At 55.4% G+C, this 17,276-nt stretch carries 20 protein-coding genes; 4 read left to right on the forward strand and 16 right to left on the reverse strand.

All coding sequences use genetic code 11. The features are described from left to right. Window positions 1–82: 82 nt before the first annotated feature. On the forward strand, window positions 83–205 hold the full coding sequence (locus ACXAGA_RS15385) for a hypothetical protein (protein ID WP_276268497.1): 123 nt from the start codon (window positions 83–85) through the stop codon (window positions 203–205). A 182-nt stretch (window positions 206–387) separates the two neighbouring features. Here ACXAGA_RS15385 and ACXAGA_RS15390 read toward each other — a convergent pair whose 3' ends face one another. Beyond that, window positions 388–1,815, reverse strand: a complete 1,428-nt coding sequence (locus ACXAGA_RS15390; protein WP_475118349.1) for a methyl-accepting chemotaxis protein — start codon at window positions 1,813–1,815, stop codon at window positions 388–390. 56 nt (window positions 1,816–1,871) lie between these two features. Beyond that, the gene (locus ACXAGA_RS15395; RefSeq protein WP_475118350.1) at window positions 1,872–2,312 is read right to left on the reverse strand and encodes an iron-sulfur cluster assembly scaffold protein; all 441 of its coding nucleotides are present in this window, start codon (window positions 2,310–2,312) and stop codon (window positions 1,872–1,874) included. A gap of 68 nt (window positions 2,313–2,380) precedes the next feature. Here ACXAGA_RS15395 and hisI point away from each other — a divergent pair, with 68 nt between their 5' ends. Continuing rightward, window positions 2,381–2,740 (forward strand): phosphoribosyl-AMP cyclohydrolase, encoded by a 360-nt coding sequence (hisI, locus tag ACXAGA_RS15400; RefSeq protein ID WP_475118351.1) that lies wholly within the window; start codon window positions 2,381–2,383, stop codon window positions 2,738–2,740. Here hisI and lpxB read toward each other — a convergent pair. The 13 genes from lpxB to pyrH all read right to left on the reverse strand — a co-directional run bounded on the left by lpxB (window position 2,737) and on the right by pyrH (window position 14,741). Beyond that, window positions 2,737–3,876 (reverse strand): lipid-A-disaccharide synthase, encoded by a 1,140-nt coding sequence (gene lpxB, locus ACXAGA_RS15405; RefSeq protein WP_475118352.1) that lies wholly within the window; start codon window positions 3,874–3,876, stop codon window positions 2,737–2,739. The two genes, hisI and lpxB, sit on opposite strands and share 4 nt — an antisense overlap. Continuing rightward, window positions 3,873–4,754, reverse strand: coding sequence for an LpxI family protein (locus ACXAGA_RS15410; RefSeq protein WP_475118353.1), 882 nt, complete (start codon window positions 4,752–4,754; stop codon window positions 3,873–3,875). The genes lpxB and ACXAGA_RS15410 overlap by 4 nt, the downstream gene beginning before the upstream one ends. Then, window positions 4,754–5,539, reverse strand: a complete 786-nt coding sequence (gene lpxA, locus ACXAGA_RS15415; RefSeq protein ID WP_475118354.1) for an acyl-ACP--UDP-N-acetylglucosamine O-acyltransferase — start codon at window positions 5,537–5,539, stop codon at window positions 4,754–4,756. Before lpxA ends, ACXAGA_RS15410 begins: the two co-directional genes overlap by 1 nt. After that, a complete protein-coding gene (fabZ, locus tag ACXAGA_RS15420; RefSeq protein WP_475118355.1) occupies window positions 5,536–6,003 on the reverse strand; it encodes a 3-hydroxyacyl-ACP dehydratase FabZ in 468 nt (155 codons plus the stop codon). Before fabZ ends, lpxA begins: the two co-directional genes overlap by 4 nt. 66 nt (window positions 6,004–6,069) lie before the next feature. Continuing rightward, entirely contained in the window at window positions 6,070–6,624 is a 555-nt protein-coding gene (locus ACXAGA_RS15425) for an OmpH/Skp family outer membrane protein (protein WP_475118356.1), read from the reverse strand. Continuing rightward, complete coding sequence (gene bamA, locus ACXAGA_RS15430) at window positions 6,624–8,984, reverse strand: outer membrane protein assembly factor BamA (protein ID WP_475118357.1); 2,361 nt, start codon at window positions 8,982–8,984, stop codon at window positions 6,624–6,626. Before bamA ends, ACXAGA_RS15425 begins: the two co-directional genes overlap by 1 nt. A gap of 101 nt (window positions 8,985–9,085) precedes the next feature. Then, window positions 9,086–9,217: a hypothetical protein gene (locus ACXAGA_RS15435; protein WP_475118358.1), complete on the reverse strand. Its 132-nt coding sequence runs from the start codon at window positions 9,215–9,217 to the stop codon at window positions 9,086–9,088. A gap of 70 nt (window positions 9,218–9,287) precedes the next feature. Beyond that, entirely contained in the window at window positions 9,288–10,601 is a 1,314-nt protein-coding gene (gene rseP, locus ACXAGA_RS15440) for an RIP metalloprotease RseP (RefSeq protein ID WP_475118359.1), read from the reverse strand. A gap of 1 nt (window position 10,602) precedes the next feature. Then, window positions 10,603–11,772, reverse strand: a complete 1,170-nt coding sequence (gene dxr, locus ACXAGA_RS15445; RefSeq protein WP_475118360.1) for a 1-deoxy-D-xylulose-5-phosphate reductoisomerase — start codon at window positions 11,770–11,772, stop codon at window positions 10,603–10,605. After that, window positions 11,772–12,575, reverse strand: coding sequence for a phosphatidate cytidylyltransferase (locus ACXAGA_RS15450; protein ID WP_475118361.1), 804 nt, complete (start codon window positions 12,573–12,575; stop codon window positions 11,772–11,774). Before ACXAGA_RS15450 ends, dxr begins: the two co-directional genes overlap by 1 nt. Before the next feature lies 1 nt (window position 12,576). Beyond that, window positions 12,577–13,308 carry a polyprenyl diphosphate synthase gene (uppS, locus tag ACXAGA_RS15455; protein WP_475118362.1) on the reverse strand — a complete coding sequence of 244 codons (732 nt, stop codon included), beginning with the start codon at window positions 13,306–13,308 and terminating at the stop codon, window positions 12,577–12,579. Between the two features lie 28 nt (window positions 13,309–13,336). Next, complete coding sequence (gene frr, locus ACXAGA_RS15460; RefSeq protein ID WP_475118363.1) at window positions 13,337–13,900, reverse strand: ribosome recycling factor; 564 nt, start codon at window positions 13,898–13,900, stop codon at window positions 13,337–13,339. A 115-nt stretch (window positions 13,901–14,015) separates the two neighbouring features. Then, window positions 14,016–14,741, reverse strand: coding sequence for a UMP kinase (gene pyrH / locus ACXAGA_RS15465; protein ID WP_475118364.1), 726 nt, complete (start codon window positions 14,739–14,741; stop codon window positions 14,016–14,018). A gap of 117 nt (window positions 14,742–14,858) precedes the next feature. Here pyrH and miaA point away from each other — a divergent pair, with 117 nt between their 5' ends. Then, a complete protein-coding gene (gene miaA / locus ACXAGA_RS15470; RefSeq protein ID WP_475118365.1) occupies window positions 14,859–15,722 on the forward strand; it encodes a tRNA (adenosine(37)-N6)-dimethylallyltransferase MiaA in 864 nt (287 codons plus the stop codon). Window positions 15,723–15,791: 69 nt separating this feature from the next. After that, complete coding sequence (locus ACXAGA_RS15475) at window positions 15,792–16,604, forward strand: AraC family transcriptional regulator (protein WP_475118366.1); 813 nt, start codon at window positions 15,792–15,794, stop codon at window positions 16,602–16,604. Here the strand turns inward: ACXAGA_RS15475 and ACXAGA_RS15480 are convergent. Beyond that, window positions 16,601–17,188 carry a lytic transglycosylase domain-containing protein gene (locus ACXAGA_RS15480; RefSeq protein ID WP_475118367.1) on the reverse strand — a complete coding sequence of 196 codons (588 nt, stop codon included), beginning with the start codon at window positions 17,186–17,188 and terminating at the stop codon, window positions 16,601–16,603. The two genes, ACXAGA_RS15475 and ACXAGA_RS15480, sit on opposite strands and share 4 nt — an antisense overlap. Window positions 17,189–17,276: the final 88 nt, after the last annotated feature.

Below are 17,276 nucleotides of genomic sequence, written 5' to 3' on the forward strand. Positions count from 1 at the left end.
ATGTTCTTAAAAAGTTCTTGAACGACTCAGCGGTGTATGAGAACAAATTAGCAACGAAGGTTAACAAGAGCTGGAACACATCATGGCGAAAGACATCAAAGCAGTGCTGACACGATCCCCTGCCTCTGTCCTGTCGGACCTAGTTGGCGCAGCGTCGATCGTTGTGATTTTCTATGTGAGCTTATCCCTGCCCGCGATCCTGTAACCCTTGCCCTCGTGATTTGTGCCATTGGGGATTAGCAGCGTCACCTGTCCCAACTATGACGCCGCCCCTGTTACTGCCTGACAGAAAACGGATCCCTGCCTATTCCCGTTTTCCCCAGTGGGTCCCACATAAATCGCGTCTTTTCCCGCCGCCATCCTGTCCCGGATGCGCGGCGGTTTCTTTTAGATTTTATAGGCCAAACGCAGACCACCCCAATGGCGGCCGTTGATGCGGATTGGTGCGGACAAATCTTTCATCATCACGAAATTGCCGCCGCCCATATCACGGCGATACACCTGCATCAGGAACGGTTCCGTGCTTTGCCCCGCTTTTAGCCCAACACGGTCATCAAACACGCGTCTGTTGCGGCTATTGGCCATGTTCCACACTGGGTCCGCGCCCTGCGGGTGCGAAAATTTCATGTTGTGGGTGGGCAGATACCCGTTCACATCCACGGCCGCGCAAAACACGACACGCGGATCCAGTTGCAGCGCAGGTTCCTGCAGACGCGGCAAGACGCTATCGGTAAATCGGGTAAAGCGCGCCAATACCTGCTGCGGATTAGTGTTGGGAATGGGCGTGTAGGTATAATCGAACAGTTCGACTTCGGAAATTTGTCCGTGTTTTACGGCCTGTTCAAATTCGCGGCCAATCGCGGCGGCTGTTTCGGTCACATAATCGATGAATTGTTTGTCTTCGGATGCGCCGCCACCCAGAATGCTTTGCCTGACCACGGTTTCACTATCATCAACCAACGCATGGATACGGTCGCGCGATTTCAAAACGCCGCTACCCGTTTCTTCGGCATAGCCTGTGATCGTATCAAACACAGGCCCAAAGCTTTCGACGGCGTTTGAAATGCGATCTGCCTGCTGACGCATAGACACGGTTGTTGAAACGGTCGACTGCAGTTGATCCGCCATGTCGGACATTTTGTCGTTCGTCTGGCTGACTTCATCGATGACCTTGGCGGCGACGCCTTGGATACCGGCAGCCTCTTGGCGCAGGTCCGTAAAATTCTTGGCTAGGCTTTCGACACCTTCGCTGACGGCCTCTGCAGCGTCACTGGTGTTTCGCGACAAATCATTGATTGCCTCGGCCACCACGGCAAACCCGCGTCCATGCGTGCCTGCGCGGACCGCTTCAATCTTTGCATTGATGGCCAGAATGTTGACCTGACGCGCGATCGACGAAATCTCTTCGTTCAGGCGTTCGACATTTTTCAGCGTTTCAACGACCGCACCAATTCGGTTTTCAACCGATTGAACCCAAGACGCCATTTGTTTGCTGGATTCGCTGCTGGAATTGAAAACTTCGATGCTGTCATTCAGCGCTGTCAGATTGTTTTCAGACGCTTCGGTCACAATCGCGATCGAATCCTGCACTGCGCGATTTGCATCGACAATGTCGTCAACACGCTGCCGCAGCCCCGACATTTCAGCGGATTGTTTTTCGGCCTGCTCACCGACGACATCCAAAAAACCAGCGACATCGACGATATCAGACGCCATTTTCGTGCTAATTGTCGTAATTTCGTTCAGCACAGGCGGCGCCTCTGCAGCGTCAGCAGGTTTCCCGTCAGTCCACGGGGTTTTGGTCACGATCGTCATACGTCCTCCTCGCCTGCAAACGCAGGGGTGATACCTACAGACGACCAACCGTTCCTCTAGGCGCTAGCCTCGGCTATTGCCTCTGCCACGGCATCGAACACCAACATGATCGACGCATGGCGATTTTTGTATTCACGGGCGGGGATCAACACCTCTAACCCGTCAAAGGGTGGCGCTGGCGCCGGCCCTTCGTCTTTTAACATCGCACGGAGCTCATCCCGCGCTTTGGCGATTTCCTGTCCACTGCGACCAATCACGGTCCCACCCATGATTGCAGCTGACGCTTGACCCAATGCACATGCTTTAACGTCCTGTCCGTAATTTGTTATAATGCCATCGTGCATTTTTATGTCCACAGTCACCGTAGACCCGCACAAAGGCGCACGTTTTTTTACGGTCGCATCCGGATTTTCCAAACGATCCGTCAGCGGCATATCGGCAGTCAGCGCCAAAATGCGGTTGGAATATAGTTTAACCAGATCGGTAGAGTCAGACACTTGGCGTTCCTTTCGGCGGCGTTCTGTCATACATAGGCCGCGAGCGTTTCTGACAACAGGCCAAAACAATGAAATTTGATCCCACCCAATTAAAATACGACGATCGTGGTTTGATCCCCGCCATCGCCCAAGACGCCGTTACGGGCGACGTTCTGATGATGGCTTGGATGAACGCGGACGCAGTTCAGCGCACGCTGGATAGCGGCAAGGTCACCTATTGGTCCCGTTCGCGCCAATCGTTCTGGGTCAAAGGCGAAACATCGGGCCACACGCAGGAATTGGTCGAATTCACCTTTGACTGCGATTCCGACTGCATTCTAGTCAAAGTCCGACAGGTCGGCCCAGCGTGCCACACCAACCGCCGGTCGTGTTTTTACACCGCCGTTCGGGATGGCGAATTGGTCGAACTGTCGAAACCGATGATCTAAAGCCGATCCAGAACTGCACGGGCGGCCCGCAGGCCCGGAGCCTCGCCGCCCTTGCCCAAACGGTCCATTGTCAGGTTCAGCGCGTCCAACTGGCGTTCGGGATGTTCCAACACGTCCAAAATCGCTGGCGTCATTTTTTCGGGCAAACAGTCGGGGCCCAAGAATTCGGGCACTACCTGCGTGTCCGACACCAGATTGACCAAAGTCACCGTGTCAATCAGCGCCATCCGTTTCATAATCTGCCATGTGATCCATGTGAAATCATAGGCAATGACCATTGGTGTCTGCGCCGCCGCCAATTCAAGCGACACCGTGCCAGAGGCAGCCAAGGCCACATCCGCCGCACGAAACGCCGCCAGTTTATCCATAGGGCCGGCTGTCGCAGGATCGATCAAGATCGGGTCAAACGACCATTCGGCGGCTTTTTCTTTGACCAAATCCACCACTGACGCTGCACAGGGCACGACCACACGCGCATCTGGTCGCGCCTGCAAAACCCCAGCCAGCGCCGCGCCAAACCGATCTGACAGGCGGTTCACTTCGCCTTTGCGCGATCCAGGTAGGGCCAGGATCAGGGGCGCATCGCCAATGCCATAGGCCGCACGAAACGCTGTCGCCTCTTGGGCCGTGGCCTGACGTTCGCCAACAACGGGATGCCCCACAAAATCGCAGTCCATCCCATGCGCGGTCATCAACGGTGGTTCAAACGGCAGCAGGGCCAGCACATGATCGATCATATGCGCCATGCGTTCCGCACGTTTCGGACGCCAAGCCCAGACAGAGGGCGCAACATAGTGGACGGTACGGATATTGGTCAGATCTTTGACCAATTTCGCGACACGCAACGAAAAATCTGGCGCATCAATGGTGATCACCACATCAGGTTTTTCCGCCGCAATGAAACCCGCGGTCTGTCCGATACGCCGTTTCAGGTGGAAATATTTAGGCAGGATTTCAGCCAGCCCCATGATGGACAGCTCTTCCATCGGGAATAGGCTGTCCAATCCGTGCGCCTGCATAATTGGGCCGCCCACCCCGATGAATTCAACGTCAGGCCGCAATTCGCGCAAACCAGCCATCAACGCGCCGCCCAAACGATCGCCCGAAGGTTCGCCAGCTAGAACAAAGATTTTCATGTGCGGGGCCTTACCCATAGAAACATGCCCTGAGCATCCAGAATGCCGCGCACGGATGGCAGATCTAATACCATCACGCCGTCCGCTTCGATCACGATACCGGCCAGCCCAGCCTCGGCTGCGCGCATGGCGGTTTTGGGGCCGATGACAGGTAAGTCCGCGCGGCGGTCTTGATCAGGTTTTGGCGCTTTGAACAGGATGCCGTTTTCGGCGGGTAGATGCGCGTCACCTTTGCCTTTGATGTAATCCAAAACGCCGCCCACAAACCATTCAAACGCGCCTTCGGGTTCGGATGATGGATCGGCGCAGACCGTTTCGATCATAGCATCGGTTCCGTCAACGCTCTCTTCGACGATCAACTGACGGCCCCGAATGATACAGGCCTGACCGCTGTCTTTACGGCCCATTTCAACGATGATTTGATCGCCAATTTCAGCATCCGCAACATGCTGATCGGTTGGGCCATGACGCGTCAAAACGCCATGAGGCGGGATCAAACCGGGCGCAATTTCATGCGCAGCAACCACCGATATCCCTGCATTTTCAAACAGTTCAAACACGATCCTTAATGCGCCATCATCGCCCTTTGACAAGGCAGCCATGATCGCAGGCACCAAAGGTTTGGTCAGGTCATCAATCAGGGCCGGATCGACGTTGGGGCGGCGGATTGTGCCCGCCATGCAGACGCGTTCGACGCCTTTGTCCCGCAGCGTTTGGATCAAAGTCCCCAAGGTTTCCAACCGAAACTGCAAACGCGGCAGGTCGTCTGGTAAATCAGGCGTAAACCCTAACAATTCGCAGACGATCAGGTCGCGGGCGGGTAGCTCCGCGACCAATGCTTTGGGCAAATCACCAGTGCCTGCAATCAGAGCAATCATCAGGACGGCGTCAGGAAACTGCGGTCGCTGTCGCCCAAAATGAATTCGACCATTTCGCGGACATAGGCGCTTTCGGTTTCTTCGCTTAGGCGGCGTGCGCGATCCAGAAAGGCGCCTTCTCCGTCTTTGAGCGTTTGAAACGCCGCGCGCATCGCAGTGATATCGGCCCGATCCACGCCGCGCCGTTTCAGACCGACCAAATTCAGGCCATCCAATTTGCCACGCGCGCCTTGCACCAAGGCATAGGGGATCACGTCGTTGGTCACCATCGTCAGCGCACCAATGATCGCACCGCGACCGATGCGAACGAATTGGTGGATGCCGCATAGGCCGCCCACAATCACGTCGTCTTCGATGATGACATGGCCCGCAACAGCGGTGCTGTTCACGATAATCACGCGGTCGCCCAGATGCGCATCATGGGCCACGTGGCAACCTGCCATCAGCAAACAATCATCGCCAATCTTGGTCACGCCGCCGCCACCCGCAGTGCCCGTATTCACGGTCACATGTTCGCGGATGCGGTTGCGTTTGCCGATCACCAAAGACGTTTTTTCGCCGCCGAATTTCAAATCCTGCGGAATTTCACCAATCACAGCAAAAGAAAAAATCGTCGTTTCGTCACCGATCGTCGTATCGCCCGTGACGACAACGTGGGATTTCAACACAACCCCACGGCCCAGTTTCACCTCTGGCCCGACAATACAAAAAGGCCCGATGACGCAGTCGGGTCCGATGACTGCGCCGTCTTCGATAACGGCACTGGCGTGAATGTTTGCGGTCATTCGGATTTGCTCATGTCCATCATGGCGGTGAATTCAGCTTCGGCTGCCATTTCGCCATCAACAGTTGCAACGCCTTTGAATTTCCAGACCTTTGCGCCTGGTTTGCCGCGGGTGGTTTCAACCTGCATTTCCAGCACGTCACCCGGTTTGACCATGCGGCGGAATTTCACGCCGTCGATCGCCATGAAATACACCTGCAGGTTTTTGTCCGCCATGCCCATGCCAACGCCAACCATAACGCCCGCGGTTTGGGCCATTGCCTCGACGATCAGAACGCCGGGCATCACAGGGTTGCCAGGGAAATGGCCCGTGAAATGCGGTTCGTTCATGGTGACGTTTTTGATGCCTTTGCCGGACTGTGTGCCGTTGATGTCGACGACTTTGTCCACCAACAAGAACGGATAGCGATGTGGGATAATACGCTGGATCAGATCAATGTCGGCAATGGTTACAGCTTCGGTCATTCTATAGTCCTTTAATGCGGCCTTGGGTGGTGACTAACAATTCAATGCCCAGCGGGCAAGATAGGGTCATTCACCAGAAGTTTCAGTTCCGTCACCTAATTGCGCATCAACTGTCGCAATGGCGATATCGGTAATATCAATTGCCCCGAAATACAGGATCACGTCACGGCGGCCCATCATCACGGTCGCACCTCGTTCGCGCATGATCTGCCCCAGTATCGGACGCACATCATCGTCAAAGGCGCGGCGCAAGGCGTCTAGCTCTGCCTGAATTTCCGCTTCTTTTTGGTCTTGCGCCTGACGGATCGCAACGACCTTTTCATCAAAGGCATCCGCCTCTGCGCGGAACGCATCGGGGGTCATTGTCGCGCGCCGGGCGGCAATGCTTTGTTCTTCTTCGATCAACGCGTTGGCGATCTGACGGTTTTCTTCGTTCTGGGCTTCGGTTTTGACCTGCACTTCGGCGATGATGCGTTGACCATATATCGTGCCCGAAAACACCTGTTCCGTATCGATGATCAGCACCGAAGAAGGCAACTGCACAGGTTGGGTTTGTGCAGATACATGCCCTGCCCCAATGGCAAGGCATGCACCCAAAATCAATGCACGCAAGCCCCGCATCAGAAGCTGGTCGAAATCGTCACATCAAAGCCTTTGGTTTCGTCAAATTCCTGAACGTCCAAAGCTTCGGTAAAGTTGAAACGCAGCGGGCCGATTGGTGTGTCCCAAAAGATCGATACACCCGCAATCGTACGCGGTGTGAAATCGCAGTAATAATAATTGGCACCCGAACAATCGAAACCCGGATCCCATAGCGATCCGTAATCGACAAACGCACCACCCGAAATTCCGTATTCTTCTGGCAGACCCAGTGGGAATTCGGCCTCTAGGCGGGCGACGGCATAGGCGTTGCCGCCCAGTGAATCGTTCACGCCGTTAGCGTCGTCGTAGTAACGCGGGCCCATACCATACAGGCTAAAGCCGCGCATCTGGCTACCACGCAAGAAGAACCGGTCGACAATCGAACTGTCGCCTTTGTTGTAGTGCAGATAGCCACCTTCGACCGTGGCTGTCAGCGTCAGCGCATCGTTCAAAACAGTGGTGGTCGCACCCGCGCTTGCGGTTGTTTTGATGAACTGGGTGTCGCCAAAGCCAAATTCCTGACCGAACCGCAGTTTATAGCCGGATTCTTCTTCTAGGCCGTCGCGGCGGCTGTCCCACGAATAGGTGTAGCCCACCGATTGCGTCCAGCGACCATCCTCTTCGCTATCAGCAAAGGTTTCGGGCGCGACTTCGCCGTCTACCGCATTGGTGATGTCGCTGTAACGCGTTTGCACATAAGCCTGCAGATTGCCGCGTTCACTGACGGCAAATCCCAAAGACGGCTTGAGCGTAAAGCTTTCGGTATCGTAATCCGCACCTTCGTTGTCGGTGATCACATAGTTTGTATCCAGACCAAACCGCAGGTTTCGACCCAGCAGGTATGGTTCGGCAAAGCTAAGTTGGAAATATCTGTTACTTTCAGCGGTCGAGAACGACAGGTTCAGCGACTGGCCACGACCCAAGAAATTCGACTGGCGGAAAGAGGCCAGCAAACCAAAACCATCATCCGTGTTGTAGTTTGCACCAAATGACAGCGATCCGGTTGGCGCCTCTACGACGTCAACATCCACAACCACCTGATCCGGCGCCGAACCTTGGCGCGTGTTCACAGCAGCATTCGCAAAGAACCCCAGCGAACGGATGCGTTCAGCGGCCTGACGGATTGCGCGCGGGTTGAATGGGTCACCTTCGACAACGCGGAATTGCTGACGCACGACGCGGTCCAGCGTGGTGTTGTTGCCTTCGATATCGATACGTTCGACAAAAATACGTTCGCCGCGCACCAGCGCAAAGGTCAGCTCGAGCGTTTGTGTCGCCTCATTGCGGACGATACGCGGGTCAACCTGAACAAATTGCATCCCCAGACGGGTTGCCAGATCCTCTAGTCGGGCAATGTCGTTTTCAATGCTGACGGGCGAATAGGTGTCGCCATTGCGGGTGCGAATAACATCGTTGAATGCTGCCAGATCAACGGCATCGTTCAATTCTGATGTGACCGACACACCACCGATGGAATATCGCTGACCTTCTTCGACGTTATAGGTGACGACAAATGCGTCACGTTCGCTGGTCAACTGAACCGACACATCCTGCACGACAAAATCAGGGAAACCGCGCGATTGATAGAAATCTGTCAGAACCTGTTTATCGAATTCCAGACGTTCCGGCGAATAGGTGTCGCGCCCAATAAAAGTACGCAGCGCGCCTGCCTGTTTGGTGGTCAGAACGTTGCGCAAACGACGATCGGAAAAGGTGCGGTTGCCCGCAAAACCGATACGTTCAATTTCGGTCACGCCATTTTCCGAAATTTCAAAAACCAGGTTCACGCGATTATCGGGCAGACGAATGATACGCGGCGTGACGACAGCATTGATACGGCCCGACGCAGCATAGGCCGCAGTGATATCAGCCACGTCCTGTTCCACATCGGTCGGGCTGTAGATACGGCGTTCGGTGGACCGGATGGTCGAAAACAGCTGATCGTCTTTCAGACGCGAATTGCCTTCGAAATTGATGCGGTAAACGGTTGGGAATTCGGTGACGCGGATCACCAATTGGTTGCCTTGCGGGATGATCTCGACGTTTTCGAACAACCCCGTGGCGCGGATGCGTTGGCCCGCGTCATTCAACTGGGCGGCAGTTACCGCTTCGCCCTGGGCCACGCCCAAATAGCTTAGGATCGTTTCGTCTTCGATCCGGGCGTTCCCTTCGATCGAAACAGAGTTGAAAGCAAAGTTTTGCGCCAAAGTCGGCAGCGGCTGAACTGTCAGCGCGGCGATCCCTGCCACTGCAGTCATTTTCAAAATCGCTTTGCCCGAAGGCATTTTGTCAAACAAAGTATTCAGGCGCATTAATCCAACCAATTCAGACGTCCCCATTGGGAACTTGCCTAAACACAATAATGCGCGTTGTCAAAAACAAGAACGCACCCATTTAGGGTGCGCGCGTCGGTTTGCCGATAGTTGTCGCGAAAAACCGGTTACAGAATGATTTGCGTAACAACCGACCCAAGCCATAGTGCCGCACCAATAGCCGCCACATACATGATGCGGTCCCAGTTCAAATTGATCAGCAAAGACAGACTTTGATATCCAGCAGAAATCGTTTGCATGATGCTCTCCCTAATCTGCGACCAGATGTGCCGCGCAATTGTGGCAACATCTGGGCAGGATCGCGGAATGTCAGGGGCAAAGGAACAGATCGTTCATCAGGCCGAACAGCGTCATGGTCAGGATCAGCGACAGACCAACCGCAATCAAAATGCGCATCGCGCCGTCGCTGGGTTTGCGTCCTGTAATCGCTTCGTACGCGTGGAACACCAGATGCCCCCCGTCCAACACAGGGATCGGGAACAGGTTCAACAGACCAACCGCCGCCGACAAGAACCCGATAAAGCTGATGAAATCGGTCAAACCCGCCGCAGCCATCGCACCCGACGCCTGCGCGATGCCCACAGGGCTGGACAGGTTACAGGTGGAAATCTGACCCGCAATCATGTGGTAGAGCGCCGAAACCGACGTTTCCAGAACATACCATAGCTGAGCAAAGGCGTCGCTGACAGCTTCGAATATCGAAGGCGTCACGGTTTCTGGGTCAAAGAAAATCCCGCCCGACACGCCGATTAACCAACGGGTTTCGAACCCACCATCCGCAGTCGGCAAATCGGTGCGGCGCGGCGTGATCTGCATTTGGATCATGTCGCCATTGCGCCAGATATCAAAGACCAGCTCTGCCCCATTTGAACCGGACACGATTTCCACCATCTGTGGAAACGCATAGACGTTGACGCCGTCGATCGCGGTGATCACGTCGCCCTCTTGCACGCCAGCGCGGGCAGCCGCGCTGTCATGGGTGACGGACAGAACCGCAGTCGTGTTCGGATACGGGCCCTGCACCTGCATTTCCACGTCGCCGCGCACAACGGTATAGGTCAGCGACTGCTGGATCGGCAATTGATCCAAGGCCGCCGCGAACTGAGCCACCGACCGTGCATCGATATCTTCGACCGCGATGATCTGATCGCCAATTTCCAGTTCCTGCACATAGGATGGCGGCAAGTCAGGCACGCTACGCAATGTCAAAGGATCGGTCGCTTTGCCCGCCCACAGGCCCAGCCCCGTGAAAACAACCAAGGTCAGGATGAAATTGAAAAACGGACCCGCCGCTACCGTTGCCGCGCGTGCCCAAACGGGTGCCCCCAGCATGGTGTTGCGACCGCCATCTGTGCCGCCGACCGATGCCGCATTCGCATCGCCCAGAAATTTCACATAGCCGCCCAGTGGAATGGCCGCGATCTGCCAACGGGTGCCGCGTTTGTCGGTGCGCGAAATCAGGACAGGACCAAAGCCCAGCGAAAACACCTCGGCGCCGATACCGCACCAGCGGCCGACGATATAGTGACCATATTCATGGATCGCGACGATGATCGACAAAGCGACCACAAAAGCCAGAATGGTGAAACCTGCACTGCCGAAAAAGGGCAAAAATTCTGACATCTTAGACAACTGCCTTTATTAGTTCTGTCGCTTTGGCGCGCGCCTCTGCATCGGCGGCCATGATGGTATCTAGGTCTGCGGGCGCATTGCGTCCATCGCGGTCAATGTCGACACGATCCAGCGTTTTTTCAACCACCCGCGCCATATCCAAAAACCCGATTTGGCGATCGATAAACCCGTCCAGCGCGCGTTCTTTGGCCGCGTTAAACACGGCCCCCGCCAAACCGCCCGTTTCCATCACCCGCCACGCAAGCGGCAGCGCGGGATAACGGTCAGCGTCAGGCGCACGAAACGTCATCTGGCTGATTTTGCTGAAATCCAGTCGTTCAACCGGCAAATGTTTGCGGTCGGGCCAATGCAGCGCATAGCCAATAGCGTGCCGCATATCGGGTGCGCCGACATGGGCCATCAACGCGCCATCGTGAAAACCAACCATCGCGTGGATCAGGCTTTCGGGGTGGATGACGACTTCGATCTGCGACGGGTTAAAGCCAAAGAATTCTTTCGCCTCAATCACCTCTAATGCTTTGTTAAACATCGACGCGCTATCGATAGTGATCCGTTGGCCCATATCCCAATTCGGGTGTGCGCTGGCCTGTTCGACCGTGGCCAAGGCCAAATCGGCCATCGGCCAATCGCGGAAAGCACCGCCAGATGCAGTGATGATAACACGTTCTACAGCGGCCTGATCTTCGCCTACAAGGCCCTGAAAAACGGCCGAATGTTCGCTGTCCACAGGTAGGATTGTGGCCCCATGATCGCGCGCTGTTTGCATCAGCAATGGCCCCGCAGTGACCAGCGATTCCTTGTTTGCCAAGGCCAAGGTGGCGCCCTGTTGCAATGCGACCAAACCAGGCGTCAGGCCAGCCGCGCCAACAATCGATGACATAACCCAATCAACAGGGCGATGTGCGGCGTCGATAACAGCCTGCGTTCCGGCGGCGCATTCGATCCCAGTGCCCGCCAACGCATCACGCAAAGCAGGCAGTTCGTCGTCATAGCAGGTAACCGCAATTTCAGCGTTCAGGCGTTTAGCATCGTCGGCAAGCTGCGCGATATTGCGACCACCTGTTAACGCGACAACGTCGTAATTCGCCTGATCGCGTTTAATCAGGTCAATCGTGCTTTGGCCGATACTGCCAGTCGCGCCGAAAATCGAAATCCGTTTCATCAGTGCCCTTTGGCCGATACGAACGGCGCAACGGCCGCCAAAAATCCGCCCATGATGATAGCCGCAAACATCAACGCATCAAAGCGATCCAAAAGGCCACCGTGACCGGGGATCAGGTTAGAGCTGTCTTTCACCCCTGCCCGACGTTTCAGCGCGCTTTCCACGATGTCGCCCATCTGGCCAGCAAAGGCCATGAACACCGACGTGATCGCCAACGCCAGCGCGTTATCCACGCCGCCTTTGGCAAACCAAAACCCGATAGCGGCCGCACCGATCCAACCTGCGACTGTGCCGCTCCAAGTCTTTTTAGGGCTGATCGCAGGCCAGAATTTTGGCCCGCCCAACGTGCGGCCAGCGAAATAGCCCAGAACGTCAGACGCGACGACGACGCAAATCAGCCAAACAGAATAAGGAAAGGAAACTTCGCGCAGGAACCACATCGTTCCCCAAGCGACCATCACCAACAGCGCGTATAGCGACAGCCACAGACGGTCGCGCGTTGCGTTAACATAAACCGCAATTGCAACGGCAATGAAAACCAAACCTTCGGCGGACATTGGCAACACGATCGCGCCAAATACAGCCACGCCAGCTATGACGCCCAAGATTTTGTTTTGGCTCAACTTTTCTGGCGCAGCCATGCGGGATGTTTCCCACACCATCAGTCCTGCGCAGATGGAAATGAACAGCAAAAACACCAACCCGCCCAGCACGAAAGCCGTGCCGCCAATCGCTGCAAGCGCCAAACCCGAAACCACGCGCGGCCCTAGGTCACGCCATTTGTCTTTAATCTTTTCGCGCACGTTATGCTTTCACTCCGCCATAGCGGCGGTCACGTGTTCCGTATTTGCCGACCACCTTGCCGAATTCTTCGGCGGTGAAATCGGGCCACAGCGTATCGACAAATTCGTATTCCGAATAGGCGGATTGCCACAGCAGGAAATTAGAAATGCGCGCCTCGCCGCTGGTGCGGATCACCAGATCGGGGTCAGGCAACACATGAGTGTCCAAGAATTTGGACAGAGTTTCCGCATCCACATCTTCGTGGCGCAGACGACCCTGTTCAACCTCATAGGCCATGCGTTTTGCGGCGCGGGTCACTTCGTCACGGCCACCATAGTTGATGGCGATCGTCAGGTGACATTTGTCGTTGCCAGAGGTCAGCAACTCCAGATCGTCCATCAGACAGACCAATTTGTCGTCCAATTTTATCCGATCACCGATGAACCGCACGCGAACGCCTGCTTTGTGCAGATCGTGCGCCTCTTTTTGGATGTAACGGCGGAACAAGGTCATCAGACCGGCAACTTCGGTCTGGGTCCGCTTCCAGTTTTCCGTCGAAAATGCAAAAATCGTCAGGTATTTCACGCCGTTTTCGGGGCAAGCCTCGACGATTTCGCGGACACGGCGGGCACCGGCCTGATGGCCAAACAAACGCGGGCGACCGCGTTTTTGGGCCCAACGGCCATTCCCATCCATGATGATGGCCACATGTCTAGGGCCAGAGGGCGCGTCGTCAGATTTTTTGTCAGTCATACACGCCCCCAATGGCATACTCGGTAAATTAGACCTGCATGATCTCAGCTTGTTTCGATTCAAGCTGATCATCGATCTTTTTAATATACTGGTCGGTCAGCGATTGAACTTCGCCTTCCCAGAATTTCTGGTCATCTTCGGAAAGGCCATCCGCCTTAGCCTTTTTCACCTGATCCATGCCGTCGCGGCGCAGGTTGCGGATCGCAACGCGGGCGTGTTCGGCGTATTGGCCAGCAACTTTGCCCAGCTCGCGGCGGCGTTCTTCGTTCAGTTCAGGGATCGGCAACATGATGATGGTGCCATTTAGCTGTGGGTTAATGCCCAGACCGGATTCGCGGATCGCCTTTTCCACCTTGCCAACCATGCTTTTGTCCCAGACGTTGACGGTCACCATGCGTGGTTCAGGCACGTTTACAGTACCAACCTGGTTCAACGGGGTCGGCTGACCGTAGGCGTCAACCATGATCGGGTCCAGCATCGAGGCAGAGCCACGACCGGTACGCAGCGATGCAAATTCCGCGCGCAGCGCAGTGATTGCGCCGTCCATGCGGCGGGTCAGGTCATCGGTATCCAGTTCGAAATCTTCGGACATGTGTCGGTCTCGTCTTTTGCAAGTTTGGATGACTGTCTAAGCCATGGCGCCCTGCGCCACAACTCATGTTTGGTCGAATGCGCAAAGCTGTGCCATTTCAGGCCCAGCGCTCGCGTCAGGTATGAACGGTGGTGTAGGTGCCTTGGCCAGCCATGACGCCTTTAAAACCGCCCGGATCGTTCAGGTTAAACACGATCAGCGGCATTTTGTTATCACGGCACAGCGCAATCGCGGATGCGTCGGCGACTTTCAGGTTCGCGCGTAGCACTTCGTCATAGGAAATGTCATCATAGCGTTTTGCGTCTGGGTTGGTTTTCGGGTCGCTGTCGTAGATGCCATCCACCTGTTTGCCCATGAAAATGGCCTGACATTGCATTTCGGTCGCGCGCAACGCCGCAGCGGTATCGGTGGTGAAATACGGGTTACCCGTACCCGCCGCAAAGATACAAACGCGTTTCTTTTCCAAATGGCGCACAGCGCGGCGACGGATGTAAGGTTCACAGACCTGATCCATCGGGATCGCGGAAATCACGCGGGTGTAGACGCCCAGCGATTCCAATGCGCCCTGCATAGCCAGCGCGTTCATCACTGTTGCCAGCATGCCCATATAGTCGGCAGTGGTACGCTCCATCCCTTGGGCGGAACCGGACAAGCCGCGGAAAATGTTGCCGCCGCCAATCACAAGGCAAATTTCGACGCCCATATCGTGAACGGCTTTCACCTCTTTGGCGATACGTTCAACGGTGGGGGGATTCAGACCGAATTGGGTGTCACCCATCAGCGCCTCGCCTGATATCTTGAGCATGACCCGGTTAAACTTTACGTCTTTGGTCTCGCTCATGGGGGCGTCCTCGCATTGGTCTGTAAATTTCCGCAAAAATGCGCCAAAAGGGGCAAATGTGCAATGGTGGGAAACCGGAAAATTTCCCCTAAGACGCAAAAAGAAAGAAAGACAACTGTGATCGATTTTAGCGCTATCCCTGATGACCGCCCTGTATTGATCGCAGGTCCGACCGCATCTGGTAAATCGGAACTGGCTTTGCAAATCGCCGAAGCGCAAGGCGGCATCATCGTCAATGCGGACGCGCTACAGGTGTTTGATGGTTGGCGAATCTTGACCGCTCGTCCAGACGATCATGATCTGGGTCGTGCAGACCATGCGCTATATGGGCATGTTCCCTATGATGCCAATTATTCCACTGGTCACTGGCTGCGCGATGTTGCGCCCTATTTGACGGGTGCGCAGCGCCCAATCATAGTCGGTGGCACCGGCCTGTATTTCAAAGCGTTGACCGAAGGTTTGGCCGACATCCCGCTGACTCCGCTCGAAATCCGCGAAGAGGCAGACCAGATTGATCTGGACCATCTGCTAGAGGATCTGGACGACAAAACGCGCGCACGCATCGACATTCAAAATCGCGCGCGCGTACAGCGCGCATGGGAAGTGCTGCGCGCCACGGGACGTTCCATCGCCGATTGGCAGGATGACACCCCGCCCCCTTTGTTGCCGATCGCGGACGCTGTGCCATTGGTCATGCACACAGATGTGGATTGGCTGAACAACCGGATCGCCCAGCGCTTTGATCTAATGATCAACGCCGGCGCATTGGACGAAGCGCGCAGCATGTTGGATGACTGGGACCCTGCCCGCCTGTCGTCCAAAGCCATCGGCGCACCTGAAATGATCGCTTATCTACAGGGGCGCATGGAATTACCTGACGCGACCCAGGCTGCCGTCATCGCCAGCCGCCAATACGCCAAACGTCAGCGCACGTGGTTCCGCAAAAGCATGCGCGACTGGACGCCCGTTCACCGCCCCTAAGTCGTGAGACTTGATTCGAATCGCAAATAGGCTAACGTCTTTCACTTATCGAACATCGATAGGCGTATTATGGACGTACCATCAGATCAAAACCGTTTGGCCCTGACTTCTATTCAGGCAAAGAACGCACAGAACCGTTGGCAAACCGAAGCCATGCGCAGCCATTCGACGGCTCGCCTGATCTATTTCACCAAAGGTCAGGGTCGTATCACGGTTGCAGGTCTGACCAGCGGCTATGGTCCGAACAATCTGATCTACATCCCCCCGCACACGATGTACGGATACGAAGTCGGCCCAATGGTGTTCGGCCATATGTTAACGATCCCCAGTGCTGTTCAATCCGATTGGCCCGATATGCCCGTGCATCTACGCCTGCGGGACGTCCATGCGCAAAATGAAATCGCTGGTCAATTTGATGCACTGGAACGCGAACTGAATTCCACCCGCGAAGGTCACAACCGCGCTGCCCTGTATATGCTGGGTATTCTATCCGTCTTTTTCGAACGCCAGATCGATGAACACCCCCCCGTCGAATCCCATGCACGCGCACGGACATCTCAGGCGCGATTGGTTGCCGCATATACCGATCTGGTGGAACGTGATTTCGCATCGGGCAAAGGCGTGGCGGAATTCGCGGCAGAACTGGGCGTGACGCCAACACATCTAACGCGGTGCTGTAATCAAACCTGCGGGCGGTCGGCTTTGGCTATATTGCACGACCGCATCCTATTTGATGCGCGCGAACGTCTGCGCAGCACAAAAACACCTGTAAAAACCATCGCTCAAGATTTGGGGTTTTCATCAGCGGCCTATTTTACGCGCAGCTTTCAATCTGAAACGGGACATACGCCATCTGCATTCCGCAAGATGTACGCCGTTTAACTGCCCCAGATCACCCGTACGTAATTTTGAGTCTCGCGATACGGCGGAATGCCATTGTAGCGGCTTACCGCCTCTGGTCCTGCGTTATAGGCAGCCAACGCCAAATCCCAACGTCCAAAACGGTCAAACTGCTGACGCAAATATCGCGCGCCGCCTTCTAGGTTTTCTGTAGGATTGTTCGGGTTCACCCCCAACAAAGCAGCCGTTCCCGGCATCAACTGCGCCAAACCGATCGCGCCTTTATGGCTACGGGCCGAGGCGTTCCAACCACTTTCTTGCTGGACCAGACGTAGAAACAATCCTTCGGGGATGGCGTACCTGCGCGCCATTTGTTTGGCCGTTGCCAAATAGGGTCCGTTGTAATTACCGATGTATTGCGGCGTCGCGGTTGTTACGATCGCATCGCGTTCGGGGTTTAACCGCGTGGAACTGGAATATTGTTCGGACGCACGACCATCCAATACATTCAGCTGACTTTGGAACAACGCCATGCGGGACGACGTTGAAACGGTATCGGCAGCAACAGGTGCTGCGCCAATAGACAGGCCCGCCAATGCGATGGTCCAAATTCGTAGGTTCAGCATGTGATGCACCGCAGTTTGTTACAACGGGCGGAATCTACATCCAACTTTGCCAAATCACCAAACAATACCTGTGGATAGGCAAAGGTTT

Source organism: Marivivens sp. ABH4_498 (assembly GCF_056160585.1).

Bases quoted from the DNA above. Each gene is read 5' to 3' on its own strand.
- ACXAGA_RS15480 (WP_475118367.1), bottom strand. From the start codon at position 17,188: ATGCTGAACCTACGAATTTGGACCATCGCATTGGCGGGCCTGTCTATT.
- dxr (WP_475118360.1), bottom strand. From the start codon at position 11,772: ATGAAACGGATTTCGATTTTCGGCGCGACTGGCAGTATCGGCCAAAGC.
- lpxB (WP_475118352.1), bottom strand. From the start codon at position 3,876: ATGAAAATCTTTGTTCTAGCTGGCGAACCTTCGGGCGATCGTTTGGGC.
- bamA (WP_475118357.1), bottom strand. From the start codon at position 8,984: ATGGGGACGTCTGAATTGGTTGGATTAATGCGCCTGAATACTTTGTTT.
- uppS (WP_475118362.1), bottom strand. From the start codon at position 13,308: ATGACTGACAAAAAATCTGACGACGCGCCCTCTGGCCCTAGACATGTG.
- ACXAGA_RS15390 (WP_475118349.1), bottom strand. From the start codon at position 1,815: ATGACGATCGTGACCAAAACCCCGTGGACTGACGGGAAACCTGCTGAC.
- ACXAGA_RS15385 (WP_276268497.1), top strand. From the start codon at position 83: ATGGCGAAAGACATCAAAGCAGTGCTGACACGATCCCCTGCCTCTGTC.
- fabZ (WP_475118355.1), bottom strand. From the start codon at position 6,003: ATGACCGAAGCTGTAACCATTGCCGACATTGATCTGATCCAGCGTATT.
- ACXAGA_RS15410 (WP_475118353.1), bottom strand. From the start codon at position 4,754: ATGATTGCTCTGATTGCAGGCACTGGTGATTTGCCCAAAGCATTGGTC.
- hisI (WP_475118351.1), top strand. From the start codon at position 2,381: ATGAAATTTGATCCCACCCAATTAAAATACGACGATCGTGGTTTGATC.
- frr (WP_475118363.1), bottom strand. From the start codon at position 13,900: ATGTCCGAAGATTTCGAACTGGATACCGATGACCTGACCCGCCGCATG.
- ACXAGA_RS15425 (WP_475118356.1), bottom strand. From the start codon at position 6,624: ATGCGGGGCTTGCGTGCATTGATTTTGGGTGCATGCCTTGCCATTGGG.
- rseP (WP_475118359.1), bottom strand. From the start codon at position 10,601: ATGTCAGAATTTTTGCCCTTTTTCGGCAGTGCAGGTTTCACCATTCTG.
- ACXAGA_RS15475 (WP_475118366.1), top strand. From the start codon at position 15,792: ATGGACGTACCATCAGATCAAAACCGTTTGGCCCTGACTTCTATTCAG.
- lpxA (WP_475118354.1), bottom strand. From the start codon at position 5,539: ATGACCGCAAACATTCACGCCAGTGCCGTTATCGAAGACGGCGCAGTC.
- ACXAGA_RS15435 (WP_475118358.1), bottom strand. From the start codon at position 9,217: ATGCAAACGATTTCTGCTGGATATCAAAGTCTGTCTTTGCTGATCAAT.
- pyrH (WP_475118364.1), bottom strand. From the start codon at position 14,741: ATGAGCGAGACCAAAGACGTAAAGTTTAACCGGGTCATGCTCAAGATA.